This window comes from Nonomuraea sp. NPDC050733 (assembly GCF_040654215.1).
GTDB lineage: Bacteria > Actinomycetota > Actinomycetes > Streptosporangiales > Streptosporangiaceae > Nonomuraea.
Window position 1 is genome coordinate 1 of sequence record NZ_JBFAHO010000023.1, and the last position, 13,790, is coordinate 13,790.

General features: G+C 71.1%; 16 protein-coding genes. 4 read left to right on the forward strand and 12 right to left on the reverse strand.

Features of this window, described 5'->3' with window-relative positions; genetic code table 11:
- Positions 1–533: hypothetical protein (locus AB0H64_RS28915; RefSeq protein ID WP_357630681.1), on the forward strand; the 533-nt coding region annotated here is incomplete at its 5' end.
- 171 nt (positions 534–704) lie between these two features.
- Here AB0H64_RS28915 and AB0H64_RS28920 read toward each other — a convergent pair.
- The 4 genes from AB0H64_RS28920 to AB0H64_RS28935 form a co-directional block, all read right to left on the reverse strand.
- Positions 705–1,106: a spore-associated protein A gene (locus AB0H64_RS28920; protein WP_357630684.1), complete on the reverse strand. Its 402-nt coding sequence runs from the start codon at positions 1,104–1,106 to the stop codon at positions 705–707.
- A 141-nt stretch (positions 1,107–1,247) separates the two neighbouring features.
- Positions 1,248–1,910 (reverse strand): rhomboid family intramembrane serine protease, encoded by a 663-nt coding sequence (locus tag AB0H64_RS28925; RefSeq protein WP_357630687.1) that lies wholly within the window; start codon positions 1,908–1,910, stop codon positions 1,248–1,250.
- Positions 1,911–1,981: 71 nt separating this feature from the next.
- The gene (locus tag AB0H64_RS28930; protein WP_357630690.1) at positions 1,982–2,125 is read right to left on the reverse strand and encodes a hypothetical protein; all 144 of its coding nucleotides are present in this window, start codon (positions 2,123–2,125) and stop codon (positions 1,982–1,984) included.
- A gap of 223 nt (positions 2,126–2,348) precedes the next feature.
- Positions 2,349–3,437 carry a saccharopine dehydrogenase NADP-binding domain-containing protein gene (locus AB0H64_RS28935; protein ID WP_357630692.1) on the reverse strand — a complete coding sequence of 363 codons (1,089 nt, stop codon included), beginning with the start codon at positions 3,435–3,437 and terminating at the stop codon, positions 2,349–2,351.
- Between the two features lie 101 nt (positions 3,438–3,538).
- On the opposite strand from AB0H64_RS28935, the gene AB0H64_RS28940 reads away from it, so the two are divergent.
- On the forward strand, positions 3,539–4,486 hold the full coding sequence (locus tag AB0H64_RS28940) for a helix-turn-helix domain-containing protein (RefSeq protein ID WP_357630694.1): 948 nt from the start codon (positions 3,539–3,541) through the stop codon (positions 4,484–4,486).
- Positions 4,487–4,540: 54 nt separating this feature from the next.
- A complete protein-coding gene (locus AB0H64_RS28945; RefSeq protein WP_357630697.1) occupies positions 4,541–4,750 on the forward strand; it encodes a hypothetical protein in 210 nt (69 codons plus the stop codon).
- Here AB0H64_RS28945 and AB0H64_RS28950 read toward each other — a convergent pair.
- The 5 genes from AB0H64_RS28950 to AB0H64_RS28970 form a co-directional block, all read right to left on the reverse strand.
- A complete protein-coding gene (locus AB0H64_RS28950) occupies positions 4,725–6,335 on the reverse strand; it encodes a hypothetical protein (protein ID WP_357630699.1) in 1,611 nt (536 codons plus the stop codon). The two genes, AB0H64_RS28945 and AB0H64_RS28950, sit on opposite strands and share 26 nt — an antisense overlap.
- 157 nt (positions 6,336–6,492) lie before the next feature.
- The gene (locus AB0H64_RS28955; RefSeq protein WP_357630701.1) at positions 6,493–6,777 is read right to left on the reverse strand and encodes an FCD domain-containing protein; all 285 of its coding nucleotides are present in this window, start codon (positions 6,775–6,777) and stop codon (positions 6,493–6,495) included.
- Positions 6,778–6,803: 26 nt separating this feature from the next.
- On the reverse strand, positions 6,804–7,442 hold the full coding sequence (locus AB0H64_RS28960; protein ID WP_357630704.1) for an NAD(P)-binding oxidoreductase: 639 nt from the start codon (positions 7,440–7,442) through the stop codon (positions 6,804–6,806).
- The gene (locus AB0H64_RS28965) at positions 7,439–7,801 is read right to left on the reverse strand and encodes a nuclear transport factor 2 family protein (protein ID WP_357630706.1); all 363 of its coding nucleotides are present in this window, start codon (positions 7,799–7,801) and stop codon (positions 7,439–7,441) included. The genes AB0H64_RS28960 and AB0H64_RS28965 overlap by 4 nt, the downstream gene beginning before the upstream one ends.
- Positions 7,801–9,261, reverse strand: a complete 1,461-nt coding sequence (locus AB0H64_RS28970) for a multicopper oxidase family protein (RefSeq protein ID WP_357630708.1) — start codon at positions 9,259–9,261, stop codon at positions 7,801–7,803. The genes AB0H64_RS28965 and AB0H64_RS28970 overlap by 1 nt, the downstream gene beginning before the upstream one ends.
- Before the next feature lie 363 nt (positions 9,262–9,624).
- Here AB0H64_RS28970 and AB0H64_RS28975 point away from each other — a divergent pair, with 363 nt between their 5' ends.
- Positions 9,625–9,882: a DUF4235 domain-containing protein gene (locus tag AB0H64_RS28975; protein ID WP_357630711.1), complete on the forward strand. Its 258-nt coding sequence runs from the start codon at positions 9,625–9,627 to the stop codon at positions 9,880–9,882.
- An 80-nt stretch (positions 9,883–9,962) separates the two neighbouring features.
- On the opposite strand, the gene AB0H64_RS28980 is transcribed toward AB0H64_RS28975, so the two are convergent.
- The 3 genes from AB0H64_RS28980 to AB0H64_RS28990 all read right to left on the reverse strand — a co-directional run bounded on the left by AB0H64_RS28980 (position 9,963) and on the right by AB0H64_RS28990 (position 13,684).
- Positions 9,963–10,802 (reverse strand): hypothetical protein, encoded by an 840-nt coding sequence (locus AB0H64_RS28980; RefSeq protein ID WP_357630713.1) that lies wholly within the window; start codon positions 10,800–10,802, stop codon positions 9,963–9,965.
- Positions 10,803–11,114: 312 nt separating this feature from the next.
- Positions 11,115–12,311 (reverse strand): tetratricopeptide repeat protein, encoded by a 1,197-nt coding sequence (locus tag AB0H64_RS28985; RefSeq protein WP_357630716.1) that lies wholly within the window; start codon positions 12,309–12,311, stop codon positions 11,115–11,117.
- Positions 12,308–13,684 (reverse strand): ATP-binding protein, encoded by a 1,377-nt coding sequence (locus AB0H64_RS28990; protein WP_357630719.1) that lies wholly within the window; start codon positions 13,682–13,684, stop codon positions 12,308–12,310. Before AB0H64_RS28990 ends, AB0H64_RS28985 begins: the two co-directional genes overlap by 4 nt.
- Positions 13,685–13,790: the final 106 nt, after the last annotated feature.

Sequence of the window (13,790 nt, forward strand, 5' to 3'; positions counted from 1 at the left end):
TCGACCTGGTCATCCCCGACTCCCAAGGGCGCGTGACCGTCACCAACCGCGGTCCGGGCACCACCCACGTCCAGGTGTCGATGCGCGGCTACTTCATCGACCCCCCCATGCCCGCCGAATACGAAGACGCCACGGAACTGTCCACCACGGAGACCAGTCCCGAAGAAGACGAGGCAGCCACCACAGGGGCACCAGGCCGCAGATTCAACGCAAAGGCGCGATTGGGATTCGACCGACTCACACTGCCTGGCTCCTTCGCGGGCAAGGTGTGGTGGCATGGAAGAGCGCCTTACGAGCTCTACATCGACGCCGAGGTCTACGACAACCGGGCCGACGGGCGCTGCATCGGCGCGCTCGTCCGGATGGACGGCAAGGTCTACAGCAGCTGGAAGGATTGGGTGGCCTGCGGCAACCAGAAGAAAAGAAGAATCAAGGGCTGGTTCCAGAGGACGGCCACCCGGATCGACTTCAAGGCCTGTCAGGTCCATCCGAAGACGCGGCGCTACACCTGGTGCACCACCGAATGGAAATAAGGACATCGCCGGTGGCGCGTTCGGTGCCGATGTCATGCCGTTGATCTGCGGTATCGCTTCCTGACACAGCAACAAGAGATAAGAGCCCCCGGCCGGCGGCCAGGGGCTCTTCCATTCCCGTTCCCGGCGCGGGTCGCCGCGTCGAGAAGATCAGCCGGGGTGGCGTGCGGCTCAGCCGCAGTTCGTGCGGTACTTGGCGTTGTACGCGGTGCCGACCTTGCCCGCCCAGTCCACGCACGTGTCGATCGCCAGCAGGTAGATCGGGCCCGCGAAGTGCGTGTAGCTGCCCTCGTCCTTCTTGGTCCAACTCTCGACCGAGGACTTCTTGAGGTAGGCACCCATGGTCATGGCGCTACCCTTCCTGTTCCGGATCACCACCAGGCAGTTGTAGCCGTTGTTGTGGGTGAGGAACATGGTGGCGTTGCTGCCGACCGGCGCGCTGTTGACCACCGAGTAACCGGAGCCGCACTGGCCACCGTACGAGGCGGCGGACGCTGGCATGGCCGTGATCAGCGAACCGGCCACCGTCGCGGTGGCGATCGTTCCTACCATGGCCAGCCTGGAGAGCTTCATAAGTGAATTCCTTGTTTTTGGACTGTTCACAATGCGCCTTGCGCCGAGCAAGCTATCCGAAATCGACTACTTGATCAAGGTGGGGGCTGCGCATGTCCGTCCGTGACGGGCGACCGACGCCGCGTCCGGTTGTAGCTCTCGTCAGAGGCCGAGGTCGTCCAGTTCCTTCAGCAGCGCCGCCCTGGGGTTCTGTTGCGGGGAGGCCGCAGCCGGCCGGGGACGGCTGCCCCGGTCGCGGAACAACCAACCGCCCAGCACACCGGCGAGGAAGCCGAAAAGGTGAGCCTGCCAGCCGATGCCCTCCTGGGGAAGCAGCCCGGTGAATTGATAGGCGAAGCACAGGGCCATGACGACGCCTGTCACGATGTCGATCAGATGCCGGTCGAATGCGCCGCGCACCAGTACGTAGCCGAAGTAGCCGAAGAGAACGCCGCTCGCGCCCACCCCGATCCCGGCCGGGTCGGAGGTGAACCAGGCGCCGAGGCCGCTGACCAGGATGATGAGCCCCGTCACGCCGAAGAACTTGGCGACGCCCCGATAGGCGGACAGGAAGCCGAAGATGAACAGCGGGCCCGAGTTGGCCTCGATGTGCTCCCAGCTCCAGTGCAGGAACGGTGACGACACTATGTCCGGCAGGCTCCCGGGGTTCCATGCCTGCACGCCGTGGTCGCGGCTCAGCGCGTAGCCCGATGCCCAGTTGGCGATCTGCAGGATCCAGATGACAGCCAGGAACCCGACCATCACCCAGAACGCCTTGCGGGCCTCAGCGATCATGATCTCGGCCGTACGATCCTTGGCCTCCACCCGGTTCCTCCCTGGCTGTCTGCGCCGTGCGAGCCGGACCAGTATGGGTGCGAAAGATCACGAATCCAGCATCAGTGGTCGCGGCTCAGCGCGTAGCCCGATGCCCAGTTGGCGATCTGCAGGATCCAGATGACAGCCAGGAACCCGACCATCACCCAGAACGCCTTGCGGGCCTCAGCGATCATGATCTCGGCCGTACGATCCTTGGCCTCCACCCGGTTCCTCCCTGGCTGTCTGCGCCGTGCGAGCCGGACCAGTATGGGTGCGAAAGATCACGAATCCAGCATCAGAGGTGTCCGCCGCGGCGATTTCAGGTCTTCTCCCGGACCGGTGCGAGGCTCACGACCAGGCACGTCACCGCAGGTGGCCGAAGGCGTCCCGGATGGCCGCGCGCATCTCGGCGTGGCCGGACGTGGAACGGGTGCATCTGACGACCTGTCAGCCGTCCGAGGCGCGGATGGTGTTGTGGGTCTGGAAGGCGGGCGTGCGCACGAGCGCGGGCTCGGCATGAAGCGAGAGGTGCGAGGACAGGGCGCGGAGGAAGTCCGGGGCGTCGAAGGCCGCGCCGGCGGAGGCGACGCCGGTGGTCCTGGTCCGGCCGGTGAGGACGCGGTCGACGGCCTCCACCGCGAGCGGCGCGCTGATGGCGTAGATGTCCTGACCGGCGGCGGACACGCGGCGTTCCTGGCCGCCGGAGCGGACGAGGACGTCGACGACGAAGGTCTGCGAGGAGCGGCCGCGCTCGTCGACGGCGGTGGGTGCCGAGGCGTCGGGAGCGGACAGGTCCGCGGCCGCCTTGGCGGTCATGTACGTGCGCACCTCCGGGACGGCCAGGTGGCTCGGAACGGTGACGACGTCGACCATGGTGAACTCTCCTATGACGCTCTGGGGGCCGAGCGGAGCCGGGAAGGGCCACTCCAGGGTCGGCAGGGCGTCGTCGTGGTACTCCAGCCGTCCTCCGGTGTAGCGGACACGGCGCCCGCCCCGTCGCCGCCCCGAGACCGTGCCCGAAGCGAGCGTTCCGGCCGTGGGGTGCCAACTGCTCAGGCCGTAGGCGATGTGCGCCTCCTCCGCCGCCGTCCAGTCGCCCATCGCGGTGGTGACCAGCAGGTCGCCGAGGCCGCCGTAGAAGGCCATCGCCGGGACCACCAGCGTGCCCGCGGCGCGGGCGCGCTCGGCGAAGTGCGCGAACGTGTCAAGGTTCGCCTCGATCTCGGCCGCCACGTCGACATACGGAATGCCGGCGCGCAGCGCCGCCTCGACCAGCGGCGCGGCGGTCGTGGCGAAGGGCCCGGCGCAGTTGATCACGGCCGCCGCGCCGTTCAGCGCGCGGTCGAGCGAGGCCGGGTCGTCGGCCGACGCCCGCCGCGCCTCGATCCCCGGCCAGGCCTGCGCCAGCGCCAGCAGCTTGTCCTCGTCCCGGCCGAGGAGCAGCGGGACGTATCCGCGCTCCCGCAACTCCGCGACCACGAATTGCCCGGTGTGCCCGTAGGCGCCGAACACCGCCACGTTCCGATCCGATCCCATGCCTGCTCCTCGCGTGCTCGAAGTCTCACTGGGGAAATCCTGTCCCCGTCGACCCCTCGCGGCCCAGCGTCTGAAACGACACGACCCGTACAATTTCCGACATGAGCTCTTTCCCGCGCTCCGTCGCGGTCGCCGCCACCGACGGGATGCTGCACTTCGAGCTGGCCCTGGCCTACGAGGTCTTCGGCTCCGCCCCGGACGCCCTGCCAGGGCCCTGGTACGACGTCAAGGTGTGCGGCACGCACGCCGTCCGGGTCGGCCGGTTCCTGCTGGAGCCGGACTGCGGGCTCGACCGGCTGACGCGCGCGGGCACCGTGATCGTCCCCGCTCTGGCGGACGTCGACGAGGAGCCGCCGGCCGACCTGGTCGAGGCGGTGCGGGCGGCCCACGAGTCAGGCGCTCGGGTCGTGTCCCTGTGCACAGGCGCGTTCGTGCTGGCCGCCGCCGGCCTGCTGGACGGGCTGCGCGCGACCACGCACTGGGCCCACACCGAGGAGCTGGCCGCGCGCCATCCCCGGGTGCAGGTCGACCCGGACGTGCTCTACGTCGACAACGGCAGCGTGCTCACCTCCGCGGGCAAGGCCGCGGCGATGGACCTGTGCCTGCATCTGGTCCGCCGCGACCACGGCTCGGCGATCGCCAACGTGGTCGCCCGCCGCCTGGTCGTGCCGCCCCACCGGGCCGGCGGCCAGGCCCAGTTCGTCACCACACCGGTGCCCGCCCAGGACGGCCATCCCCTGGCCGAGCTGCTTCCCTGGGTGATGCGGCGGCTGGACCAGCCGTTCACCGTGGAGGACCTGGCCCGCCAGGCGAACATGAGCTCGCGCCACCTGGCCCGCCACTTCCGCTCGGTAACCGGCACCACCCCGCTGCAGTGGCTGCTGACGCAGCGGATCCGCCGCGCGCAGGAGCTGCTGGAGACCACCGACGACAGCGTCGACACCATCGCCTCGGCCGCGGGCATGGGCACGGCGACGACACTGCGCCGCCACTTCCACCGCACGATCGGCGTACCACCGGACACCTACCGCCGGACGTTCCGGGCGTGAGGCCGCCGTCCTTGCCCTGACACCGCTGGCGGGGAGCGGACGCGCCGCGCACGGGTGCTCTTCGACGGCGGCTGGGAGGCGGTGTTCTCCACGCGCGAGGCCGGGCTGGTGACCAGCCACCGCCTCGGTCAAGCGGTCATCCACACCGTCACCGACCTCGGCGGCGCCCTCCTCAACGACCACTCCCACGGCCCGGCCGCCTGGGAGGACCCGCTGCCGGCTGTGGGGAGAGGCGGCGTCAGTCCCGGACCAGGACCCTGGTGATGCCCGCGACGACCGACACGGTGAGCAGCCAGCCGACCAGGGTGAGCGCGTAGGAGACGAGCTGGTCGGGGCCGTGAGGGTTCCATGCCTTGGCCTGGCCGAGGTCGATCACCGGGATGATCAGGTCGAGGCAGTAGGCCAGGGCGTTGAAGTCGGGGTGCTCGCCGGCCTTGAGCGGCGGCGGAGGAGATCCGAGGAAGTAGGCCGTGCCCGCCGCCAGGAACGCGACCAGCCAGAGGGCCGCCAGCCAGGAGCGGTAGCCGTACCCGGCGGTGATGTCGTGGACGAACCCGGCCGCGCGCTCGAACCAGGGCAATGTCCTGCGGCGGTCGCGCTGCTTGGCCAGGAGGACCGCACGGGCGTCCCTCTCGTGCCCGATCCGCCGGTACATGGCGGCGAGCTGTTCGTACGACTGCGGCTGGTAGCCCGAAGGATTCCGGCGTAACCAGTCGATCTGCTTCGAGGCCGGGTGCACCGGGTCGATGGAGTCATAGGTGAGACCGCCGATGGACACCCAGGCCGGCCACGGGGGGCGCACGCCCTTCAGGACGCCGACCCGGGCATTCGTCAGGTCGAGCGGCCCGGTCATGCGGCGCGGCAGCTCCAGTACCCCCGCCTGGACCTCCTGGCACAGCAGGGCCGCCCCGTCGGTGAGCTCCAGGAGTTCGAGGTCGATCCGGCCGACCGCGCTCGCCCCCGTCAGCGTGAGCGCGCCGTCACATCGTGCGTGGGCGGCCACGAACAGGTCGGTCCCGAACCGCGCGCGAGAGGCCGCGAGCCCGCCCAGCGTGGCTTCCTCGATGTGGACCCGCCCGTCGACGGCCGCGTAGTTCAGCGCGACCTCACCCGCGACGGTGAGCGTGGGTCCCAGCCAGAGATGGCCCTTGATCTGTGCGGTGCCGGCGTTCAGAGAGGTGTCCGGCCCGGTCAGCTCCGCATCCGACAGGGCGAGGTCTCCGCCGATGACGGCGCCCGGCATGCACACCCGTCCGGCGGCTCGGAACCCCTCGCGCAGGAAGACGTCGTTGGAGACGGCCAGCCCGTCCGCCTGTACGGCGACCCCGTCGACGCCCTCGATCCTCGACCCGCTGAGCGCGAGAATTCCATCCACCCGCGCGCCGAGCAGAGCGAGCTTGGAGACCACGCATCTGGCGAGCACCAGGTTCCCGTCGATCCTCGCCATCTCGGCGTTCAACGCCGGCAGCCGGCACCCGTCCAGGACGATCGTGCGGGTGCGTGCGTCGTTGAGCAGCAGGTCCTGCTCCAGCACGCAGTCGATCAACTGCAACCGGCAGGCGACCTCGGCGCCGTCAAGGTCGAGCCTGCCCACGATGAGCGCCCCGGCCAGGAACAGCTGAGGGACCTGCCCCGGCTCGGCGTCCACCTTCCCGAGCAGCAAGGAGGCGATGACGTCGGCGGCGACGACCCTGACCGGTGACCATGTGCCAGGGTCATGGTCGTCGGCGCCCGTTCGGTCGCCGACGCGCAGATCAAGGAGGTCACCTGCGGCGAAGGCGTCACGAAGCCGCTTCTCGGTCTCGGCACTCGGCTGAACGGCGCCGCCCTTGGTCGATCTCACCGCCATGCGGTCATCATGCCCTACAGGATCGGACACCGGCCGCGAGATGACCCACCCTGCGCGATCCCGGGCCGCCCCTGGTGCCGCGGTCGAGGGCCGGCCGGTCCATCGGCGGCAACGTTGCGTCCAGCGCTTGTTCCTGAAGACGAGTCAACGCACCGGTTCACGGAAGTGCGGCGAGCATGCGCTCCCGTGCCGACCGCAGGGGGGTGGTCATCGCGTCCGCCGCGGCCGGGCCGTCGCCTGCCACCACCGCCCGCACGATGGATTCGTGCTCGTCCCGCGTGAGGTCGGCGGCGCCTTCGCGGGCGTAGAAGATGCGAAAGGCGCGGGAGCGGACGAACAGCCGCTCCAGCGTCTCGGTCACGACCAGGTTTCCGGACATCTGCGCGAGCTTGCCGTGCAGGAGCTCGTCGGCCTTGGCCAGCAGGGGCTCCGCCGAGGGCACACGGACCAACCACCTCGCCCCGCTCCTCACCTGAGTGCGGCCCGCCGGGCTTGCGAGCCGCAGACGTTGACGGCGGCGCGGCTCAGGCCAGGGTCCTGCGCGATGTCCAGCAGGGTCGTGGCCACGTCCGCCCGGGTCAGCGCTCGCGGCCTGGCGAGCAGGCCGTGGCTGACCAGCACGGAGCCGGTGGCGGGCCCGTCGGTGAGCCTGGTCAGCCGGGCGATCGTCCAGTCCAGGTCGCTCGCGGCGACCGCCCGTTCGAGGGCGCGGGCGTCGGCGTAGGGAGTGGCCAGCAGGCGGCGCAGCAGCCACATGACCAGGTACGGCCGGCGCGCGACGGTCGGGTAGGGAGTGGTGACGACCAGCCGCCGTGTCCCCGTCCCGGCCATGGCCCGGATGACGGTCCGGGTGGCCTGGGCCGCCCGGTGCGGGTCACGCCTGTCGCCGCCGTTGATGATGGAGATCACCGCCTCGACGCCGCCCACGGCCGCGCGGATCTTGTCCGGGTCGCGCCCGTCGCCTTCGACGACGGCGTGCGGCTCCGGGCTCCCCGTAATCCCGGCGGCGTCACGGGTGAAGGCGGTGACCTGATGGCCCCGCCGGAGCGCCTCGGCCAGGACGTGCCGGCCGGTGCGCCCGGTGGAGCCGATGATCGCGAGTCTCACGGCTGCACCGTCCTGGTGACGGAGTCGACGCGTCGTACCCGGCCGTCGGGGGCGAGCCGAGCGAACAGGTAGACCTCGATCCGCAGGGTTCTGTCCTTCCGGGTCAGGACGGTCATGGTGTAGCGGGCGGCGGCCCGGTCGCCGTCGAGCATCAGGTCGTGGACCTGGACGTCCACCTCACGGGTGTTCTTGCGGGCCGGTCCGGTGTGGTCGATCAGCCGCCGGCCGTCCATGGTGACGCCGTCGCTGACGTAGACGATGTCCGGGGTGTAGTAGCGGTCCACGACCGCCGCCGGATCCTCGTGACCGAGGGCGAGTTCGTGCGGCAGGCGGGTCAGGAAGGCGTGGAAGTCGGGCATCAGACCACCTCGAAGGTGCTCATCATGGCCATGTCCTCGTGTTCGAGATTGTGGCAGTGCAGGACGTAACGGCCGCGGTAGCCGGTGAAGCGGGTGATGATCTCCACGGTCTGCGCCTCCCTCAGCTCGACGGTGTCCTTCCACTCGGGCGGCCCGCCGGGGCGCTCACCGCCGGCGGAGAGCACCTGGAAGGGCGACAGGTGCAGGTGGACGGGGTGGGAGACGTCGCTGGTGAGCCGCCAGATCTCGGTCTGGCCGAGCTTGGGGCGGGCGTCGACGCGGCGGGCGTCGAAGGGCTTGCCGTTGATCAGCCAGCCGGTGCCGCCGTGCATGCTGCCGCTGTTGAACGTGAAGTCGCGGGTCACCGCGGCCCTGGCCGGGTCGAGCGGCTCGACGCGCGACAGCGTCTTCGGGACGGCCGAGTCGTCGCGGGCGTCCCGTTCGACGGTGAAGCGCATCACGCGCGACTGCGGGCCCTCTTCCAGGACGTTGCGCAGCTCGACGTGGTCGCCGACGCGGTGGGCGGCGAAGTCGACGACCACGTCCGCCCGCTCCCCGGGCGCCAGCCGTACGCGCCGCAGAGAGCGGGGCGCGGCGAGCAGCCCCCCGTCGCTGCCGATCTGGGTCAGCGTGCCGCCCGGCGACAGCGCCAGCTCGTACGTGCGGGCGTTGGAGCCGTTGAGCAGCCGCAGCCGGTACCGGGCACGGTCCACCCCGAGCCGCGGCCAGGGCGCGCCGTTGACCAGGATGACCTCGCCGAGCACGCCGCCCATGAACGCCTCCCGGGCGCCGGGCGCGTCGCCGTGGGCGGGGTAGGGCATGGTGCCGTCGGCGGCGAAGGAGCGGTCGCAGATCATCAGGGGCAGGTCCCGCTCCCCTGAGGGCAGCGGCAGCGCCGCCTCCTCCGCGTCGCCCACCAGGAAGAACCCGGCCAGCCCGCGCCAGACCTGCGGCCCGGTGTAATCCATGCGGTGGTCGTGGTACCAGAGCGTGGCGGCCCGCTGCTCCAGCGGGAAGGTGTGGTCGCGGTGGGCGCCCGGCTGGTTCAGGTCGGTGGGATACCCGTCGGACTCCGGCGGGGTGTGGCCGCCGTGCAGGTGGGTGACGGTCGGGACGCCGAGTCTGTTGGTGACGCGCACGACGGTCCGGCGTCCGCTGCGCGCCCGGATGGTGGGTCCGGGGAACTGCCCGTCGTACCCCCAGATCGGGGTGCGCAGGCCGGGCAGGATCTCCACCTCGGCCGGCCGCTGGACGAGCTCGTAGTAGTCGGCGGTCGCGTCGGTCCTGTGCGGCCTGGCCACCGCGGGCAGCGGCAACGGCACCGTGTACGGCTCGGGCAGCGGCGCGCCGCCGACCAGCAGCCTGGGCGACGGCGTACTGCCCAGCAGCGAGCAGCCGGGGACGGTCAGCGCCGCGCCCAGGCCGAGCAGCCGCAGCGCCTGCCGGCGGGTCATCGTCATGCGGGCGCCGTCCCGGCACGGCGGGAGACGACGGCGAGCAGCCCGGTGGCCGGCCACGCGGCCCCGTGGACATGTCGGAATGGAGGAGTTCCCATGACCCGACATCGTCGTCCGGCCATCGGCCGGGGGCATCCCACAGCGGGGTCTTCTCCCGCTACCGCACAGGGATCATCCCGCGGCCCTGGCTACGACGCCGGGAGTAGTTCCGCGTACGGCACTTGAAGGGGAATTTCGTCATTAGTCGTTGTTGTCGCGCTGCGTATCACTCGGCCTGACATTCGCCGATCCTGTCCGGCAGGCGGGAGTACGCGCGTTTAGGACCGTGACACAGGGCACAGGCAGACACCGTCGGGAGGAGATGACATGAAACCTGTGGAGAAAGCCACATCGCTCGGGATGGGCATGCTCAGCGGAGCCCTGGCCGCCGGGCTGTTCAAGCGCGTGTGGAAGATGGCGTCGGGTCAGGACGACGCACCGGACGCGGGCGACCTGTCCCGCGGCTGGACGGAGGTGCTCGCCGCCGCCGCGATTCAGGGCGCCATCTTCGGCCTGGTCAAGGCCGCCGTGCACCGCGCCGGCGCGCAGACCTTCCGGCAGAGGGCGGTCGAGGGGAAGGGCTGACCGCCCGGTGGACGAGCCGGTCGGGCGACGGCCGCGCCCCCGTTCTCGGGGGCGCGGCCGCCTGGTCGTCGTGAAGCCGTTTACTTGTCCGACAGGACGTGGCCGTGGAACTTGGGCTTGTCGGTCTCCCAGTACCGCCAGCCCTCCACGCGGGACGGGATGTCGGCGATTCCGCTGGTGACGTTGAGGACCTTGCAGCTGTCGAGCCGGGCGCGGACGCCGAAGTGGACGCGGTAACCGAAGACGCGGTACCACATGTTGCCGTACTTGCCCTTGCTGATCTCCTGCGTGTAGTCGTGGCCGGTGAAGACCATGTGCCGCTTCTCGAGGTGCGGTGAGACGGTTCTCGCGAGCTCCCGGACGACCGTGTCCGGCGTGATCGTCCTGCTGAAGGACCTGAGCTTGGTGAAGTCCGCCTGGACGAACGCGAGCACTTCGTGCTCCCGGTGGACGCTCACCGTCATCGAGCCGCCGGGCCCGTCGACGAAGCGGGTGCGCGGGACGTAGAAGTGCCTCGGCTCCAGGGAGTGGATCTTGAAGAAGGTTCCCCGGTTGCAGTCGTCCCCGGCCCCGGCGAGGTGGAAGTGGCGCTTGAGGTGCCGCCGGGGAGTCGTGGTGGTCGTGGTCGACGTGTCGTCGGCGTCGTCGTCGTCGTCGTCATCGTCGTCCGTGTCGAACGTGATGACGTTGGGGTCCGAGCCGTCCGAGCCCACCGTGTCGGTGGTCCCGTGCTTGCTGTGCTGATGCGACGAGACAGCGTGCCTGACGGCCTTCTTGAGCTTGTCCTTCGGCGGAGACGCCAGCGCCGGGACGGACATGCCGGCGGCGAGCACCACGGACAGGCTTCCGGCCGTGGCGAGCATCAACAGCGCCTTGACCGGCCGGTTGGCGGTCTCGGTGGTTCGGGAACTGGTGAACATCAGAGGTACCGTTCCTCTCGGAACGCGGCAGGTGGCCGCGGACAATCCATTGGCCGGAAAGGCCCACTTACGCACGCTGAGACATCCCTGCGTGATGGTAAAGATGCTTACAGTTGCCGCGAGCCATCACATGCCGCCACGCCGAACTGGAATTCCCCGTACAGGGAAAGTAAAGGTGAAAAAGCGTCAAGGAGCGGCGCATCCCGTCATTGCCGGTATTGCGTGGCAGGCAATGCCCGATTGACGGCATTCGTGGTGCACCCTTTTGCGGGCCCGAAAAACGGAATAAAGGGTGAAGGGTGTAATTTCCCGTCAGGTGCCGAGAAAGCGTCGCACTCCGGCCGCGATCCAGATCGTCGCCAGGCCCGCGTACGCCGTCAGCAGCGCCATCGGGGCCGACGACAGCGGCACGGACGCGGCGACGGCCACGGCGAGCAGCGTCGTCCAGCCGTACAGGACCTTGCGGGCGCGCCGTGAGCCGGTGTGCCCGGCCTCCTGGACCGGGGTCACCAGCGCCATGACCGCGCCGCCCGCCGTCGCCACCGCCTCCAGGCCCGTCGTCGCCCCGAGCGTAAGCACCACCGCGCCGGCGACCGGCAGGCCGCAGCACAGCGCCGCCAGCCGCGCGTCGCCGCTCGCGAACAGCAGCCTCGTCGTCCTGCCTCGCGCCAGGCGCAACGTGGTGAACGCCTCGGCCACCCACGCCCCCCAGTGCAGCAGCGCGATGAGGACGAACGCGGCGATGAGTCCCGGCATCGCGGGGAGCAGCAGCACCAGCCATCCCCGGCCGAAGAACCTCTCCCGCAGCCGCGACAGGACCCGGTACACGGGGTTGCGCTGCTTGAGCGCGGTCAGCAGCAGCCCGCGGGCGGTGTCGAAGCCCGGGTCCAGGCGGAGCACCTCCCGGAAGGCCGAGGCCGCCTCGCCCGCGTCGCCGGCCGCCAGCGCGGCCTGCCCGTACGCCAGGTGGGCGAGCGGGCTCTCGGGGCTCAGCGCCACGGCCCGCGAGGCGGTCTCCCGCGCTTGGGCGGCGTCGCCGAGCGAGCTGAGGGCCAGCGCCAGCAGGCTCGCGAGATCGGACTCCTCGGGGGCGACGGCCAGCCCGCGCCCGGCCGCCTCGGCCGCCTCCCGCCACTGGCCGGCCTGCAGGTGCGCCCGCGCCAGCACCTCCCAGGTCAGCGCCTCCTCGGGGGAGAGGGCCAGGGACGCCCGCGCCGCCGCGACCGCCTCGGGCAGCCGGTTCGCGCCCCTGAGCACCTGGGCGGCGATGTAGTGCGTGAACCAGTGCTCCGGCGCCAGCCGCACGGCCTCGTGCGCCTCCGCGACCGCCTCGACCCCCCTGTTCTGCGCGTCGAGCGCGACGGCGAGGTAGGCGTGCGCGGTCGCGTGCTCCGGGGCCTCGGCCAGCACGCCGCGCAGCTCCCGCTCGGCGTCCGCGGGGCGGGACAGCTCCAGCAGCGCCCGGGCCCGCTGGATCGCGCCGGCGACGGGCGCGGACGGCATGGTCATCGGACCTGCTTGATCCACGGCATCAGCTCGTCCCAGGCGCCCGAGTCGTTGGCGTGCATCACGTAGTTGCGGGCGGTGCCCAGCCACTCGCGCACGGCCGCCGGCCTGACCGCCTGCGCGGCGGCCAGCAGGTCGGGGGTGGACAGCGGGATGGGCCGGCCCGCGCTGATCGACTGGTGCAGCTTGGCCTCCACCGCCCGGTCCACCACACCCTTGAGGTCGGCGCCGGCGAACAGGTCCGTGACCCGCGCCACCGCCTCGAAGTCCATCTCCGCCAGCGGCTTGTCGCGGCACAGGATCCGCAGGATCGCGGCACGGGCGGCCAGGTCCGGCGGCGGCACGAACACGAGCTGGTCGAAACGGCCGGGGCGGCGGAAGGCCACGTCGATGTACCAGGGCGCGTTCGTCGCGGCCAGCACGAGGACGCCCTCGTTGGCGTGCTGGTCCACGCCGTCGAGCTCGGCCAGGAACTGGTTGACGAGCTGCCGGGTGTGCGCCTGCCGCATGTCGGAGCGGCGCGCCGCCAGCGCGTCGACCTCGTCGAAGAACAGCACGCACGGCCGGTGGCGGCGGGCCAGGTCGAACATGCCGCGCAGGTTGCGCTCGCTGGAGCCGATGTACATGTCGAGGATGTCGGACAGGCCGACGTTCACGAACGCCGCGCCGAGCTCGCCGGCGGCGGCCCGCGCCAGGTGGGTCTTGCCGGCGCCGGGCGGGCCGTACAGCAGCACGCCGCCGCCGGCCCGCTTGCCGAACGCCTTGAACAGCTCGGGCTGCTGGATCGGCAGCAGCAGCTTGACGCGCAGCGCCTCCTTGACGGCCTCCATGCCGGCCACGTCGGCGAAGGAGATCGCGGACCGCTCGACCTGCGCGCCGTCCGGCTCCTCCACGGGCTGCTGCGGGTGCTGCACGGGCTGGTGCGCGGGACCGGCAGAGGGGCCGCCCCACGACGTCCCTGCCGGGCCGGCCGGCTGGGGCGTCAGCCGGGCCGCGAGGTCGGCGTCGGCCAGCGAGGCGTCACGGGAGACGGCCTCGTGGTAGCGGCGGGCCGCGCCGTGCGCGTCGCCCTCGCCGAGCAGCGCCCTGGCCGCGAGCACGCCCAGCCGGGGCGCGTGGCCGGGCGTCGCGAGAAACGGCTCCAGCACGGCCAGCGCCGGCCCGTGCGCGCTCTGCCGGACGAACGCCTCGGCCAGCCCGGCTGCGATCTCCGGGTCCCCGGGCGCCAGCACCAGGGCCGCGCGGTACTCGGCCTCGGCCTCCGCGAGGTACCCCTTGCCCAGGAGCTGGTCGGCGAGGTGCCGTCGCAGAGGAAGGTTGTCCGGCGAGAGGCGCGCCGCTTCGCGGAGCGCCTGGAGTCCGGCGTCGTCGAGCACGCGCGCGGTCCCTTCTGTCGATCGGCCTGCGTTCGGGATGCCTTGAGCACGTTAGGCTACCGAACCCTCCGATCACCGGACCACGTGGGACGAATCAGCGGTGGCC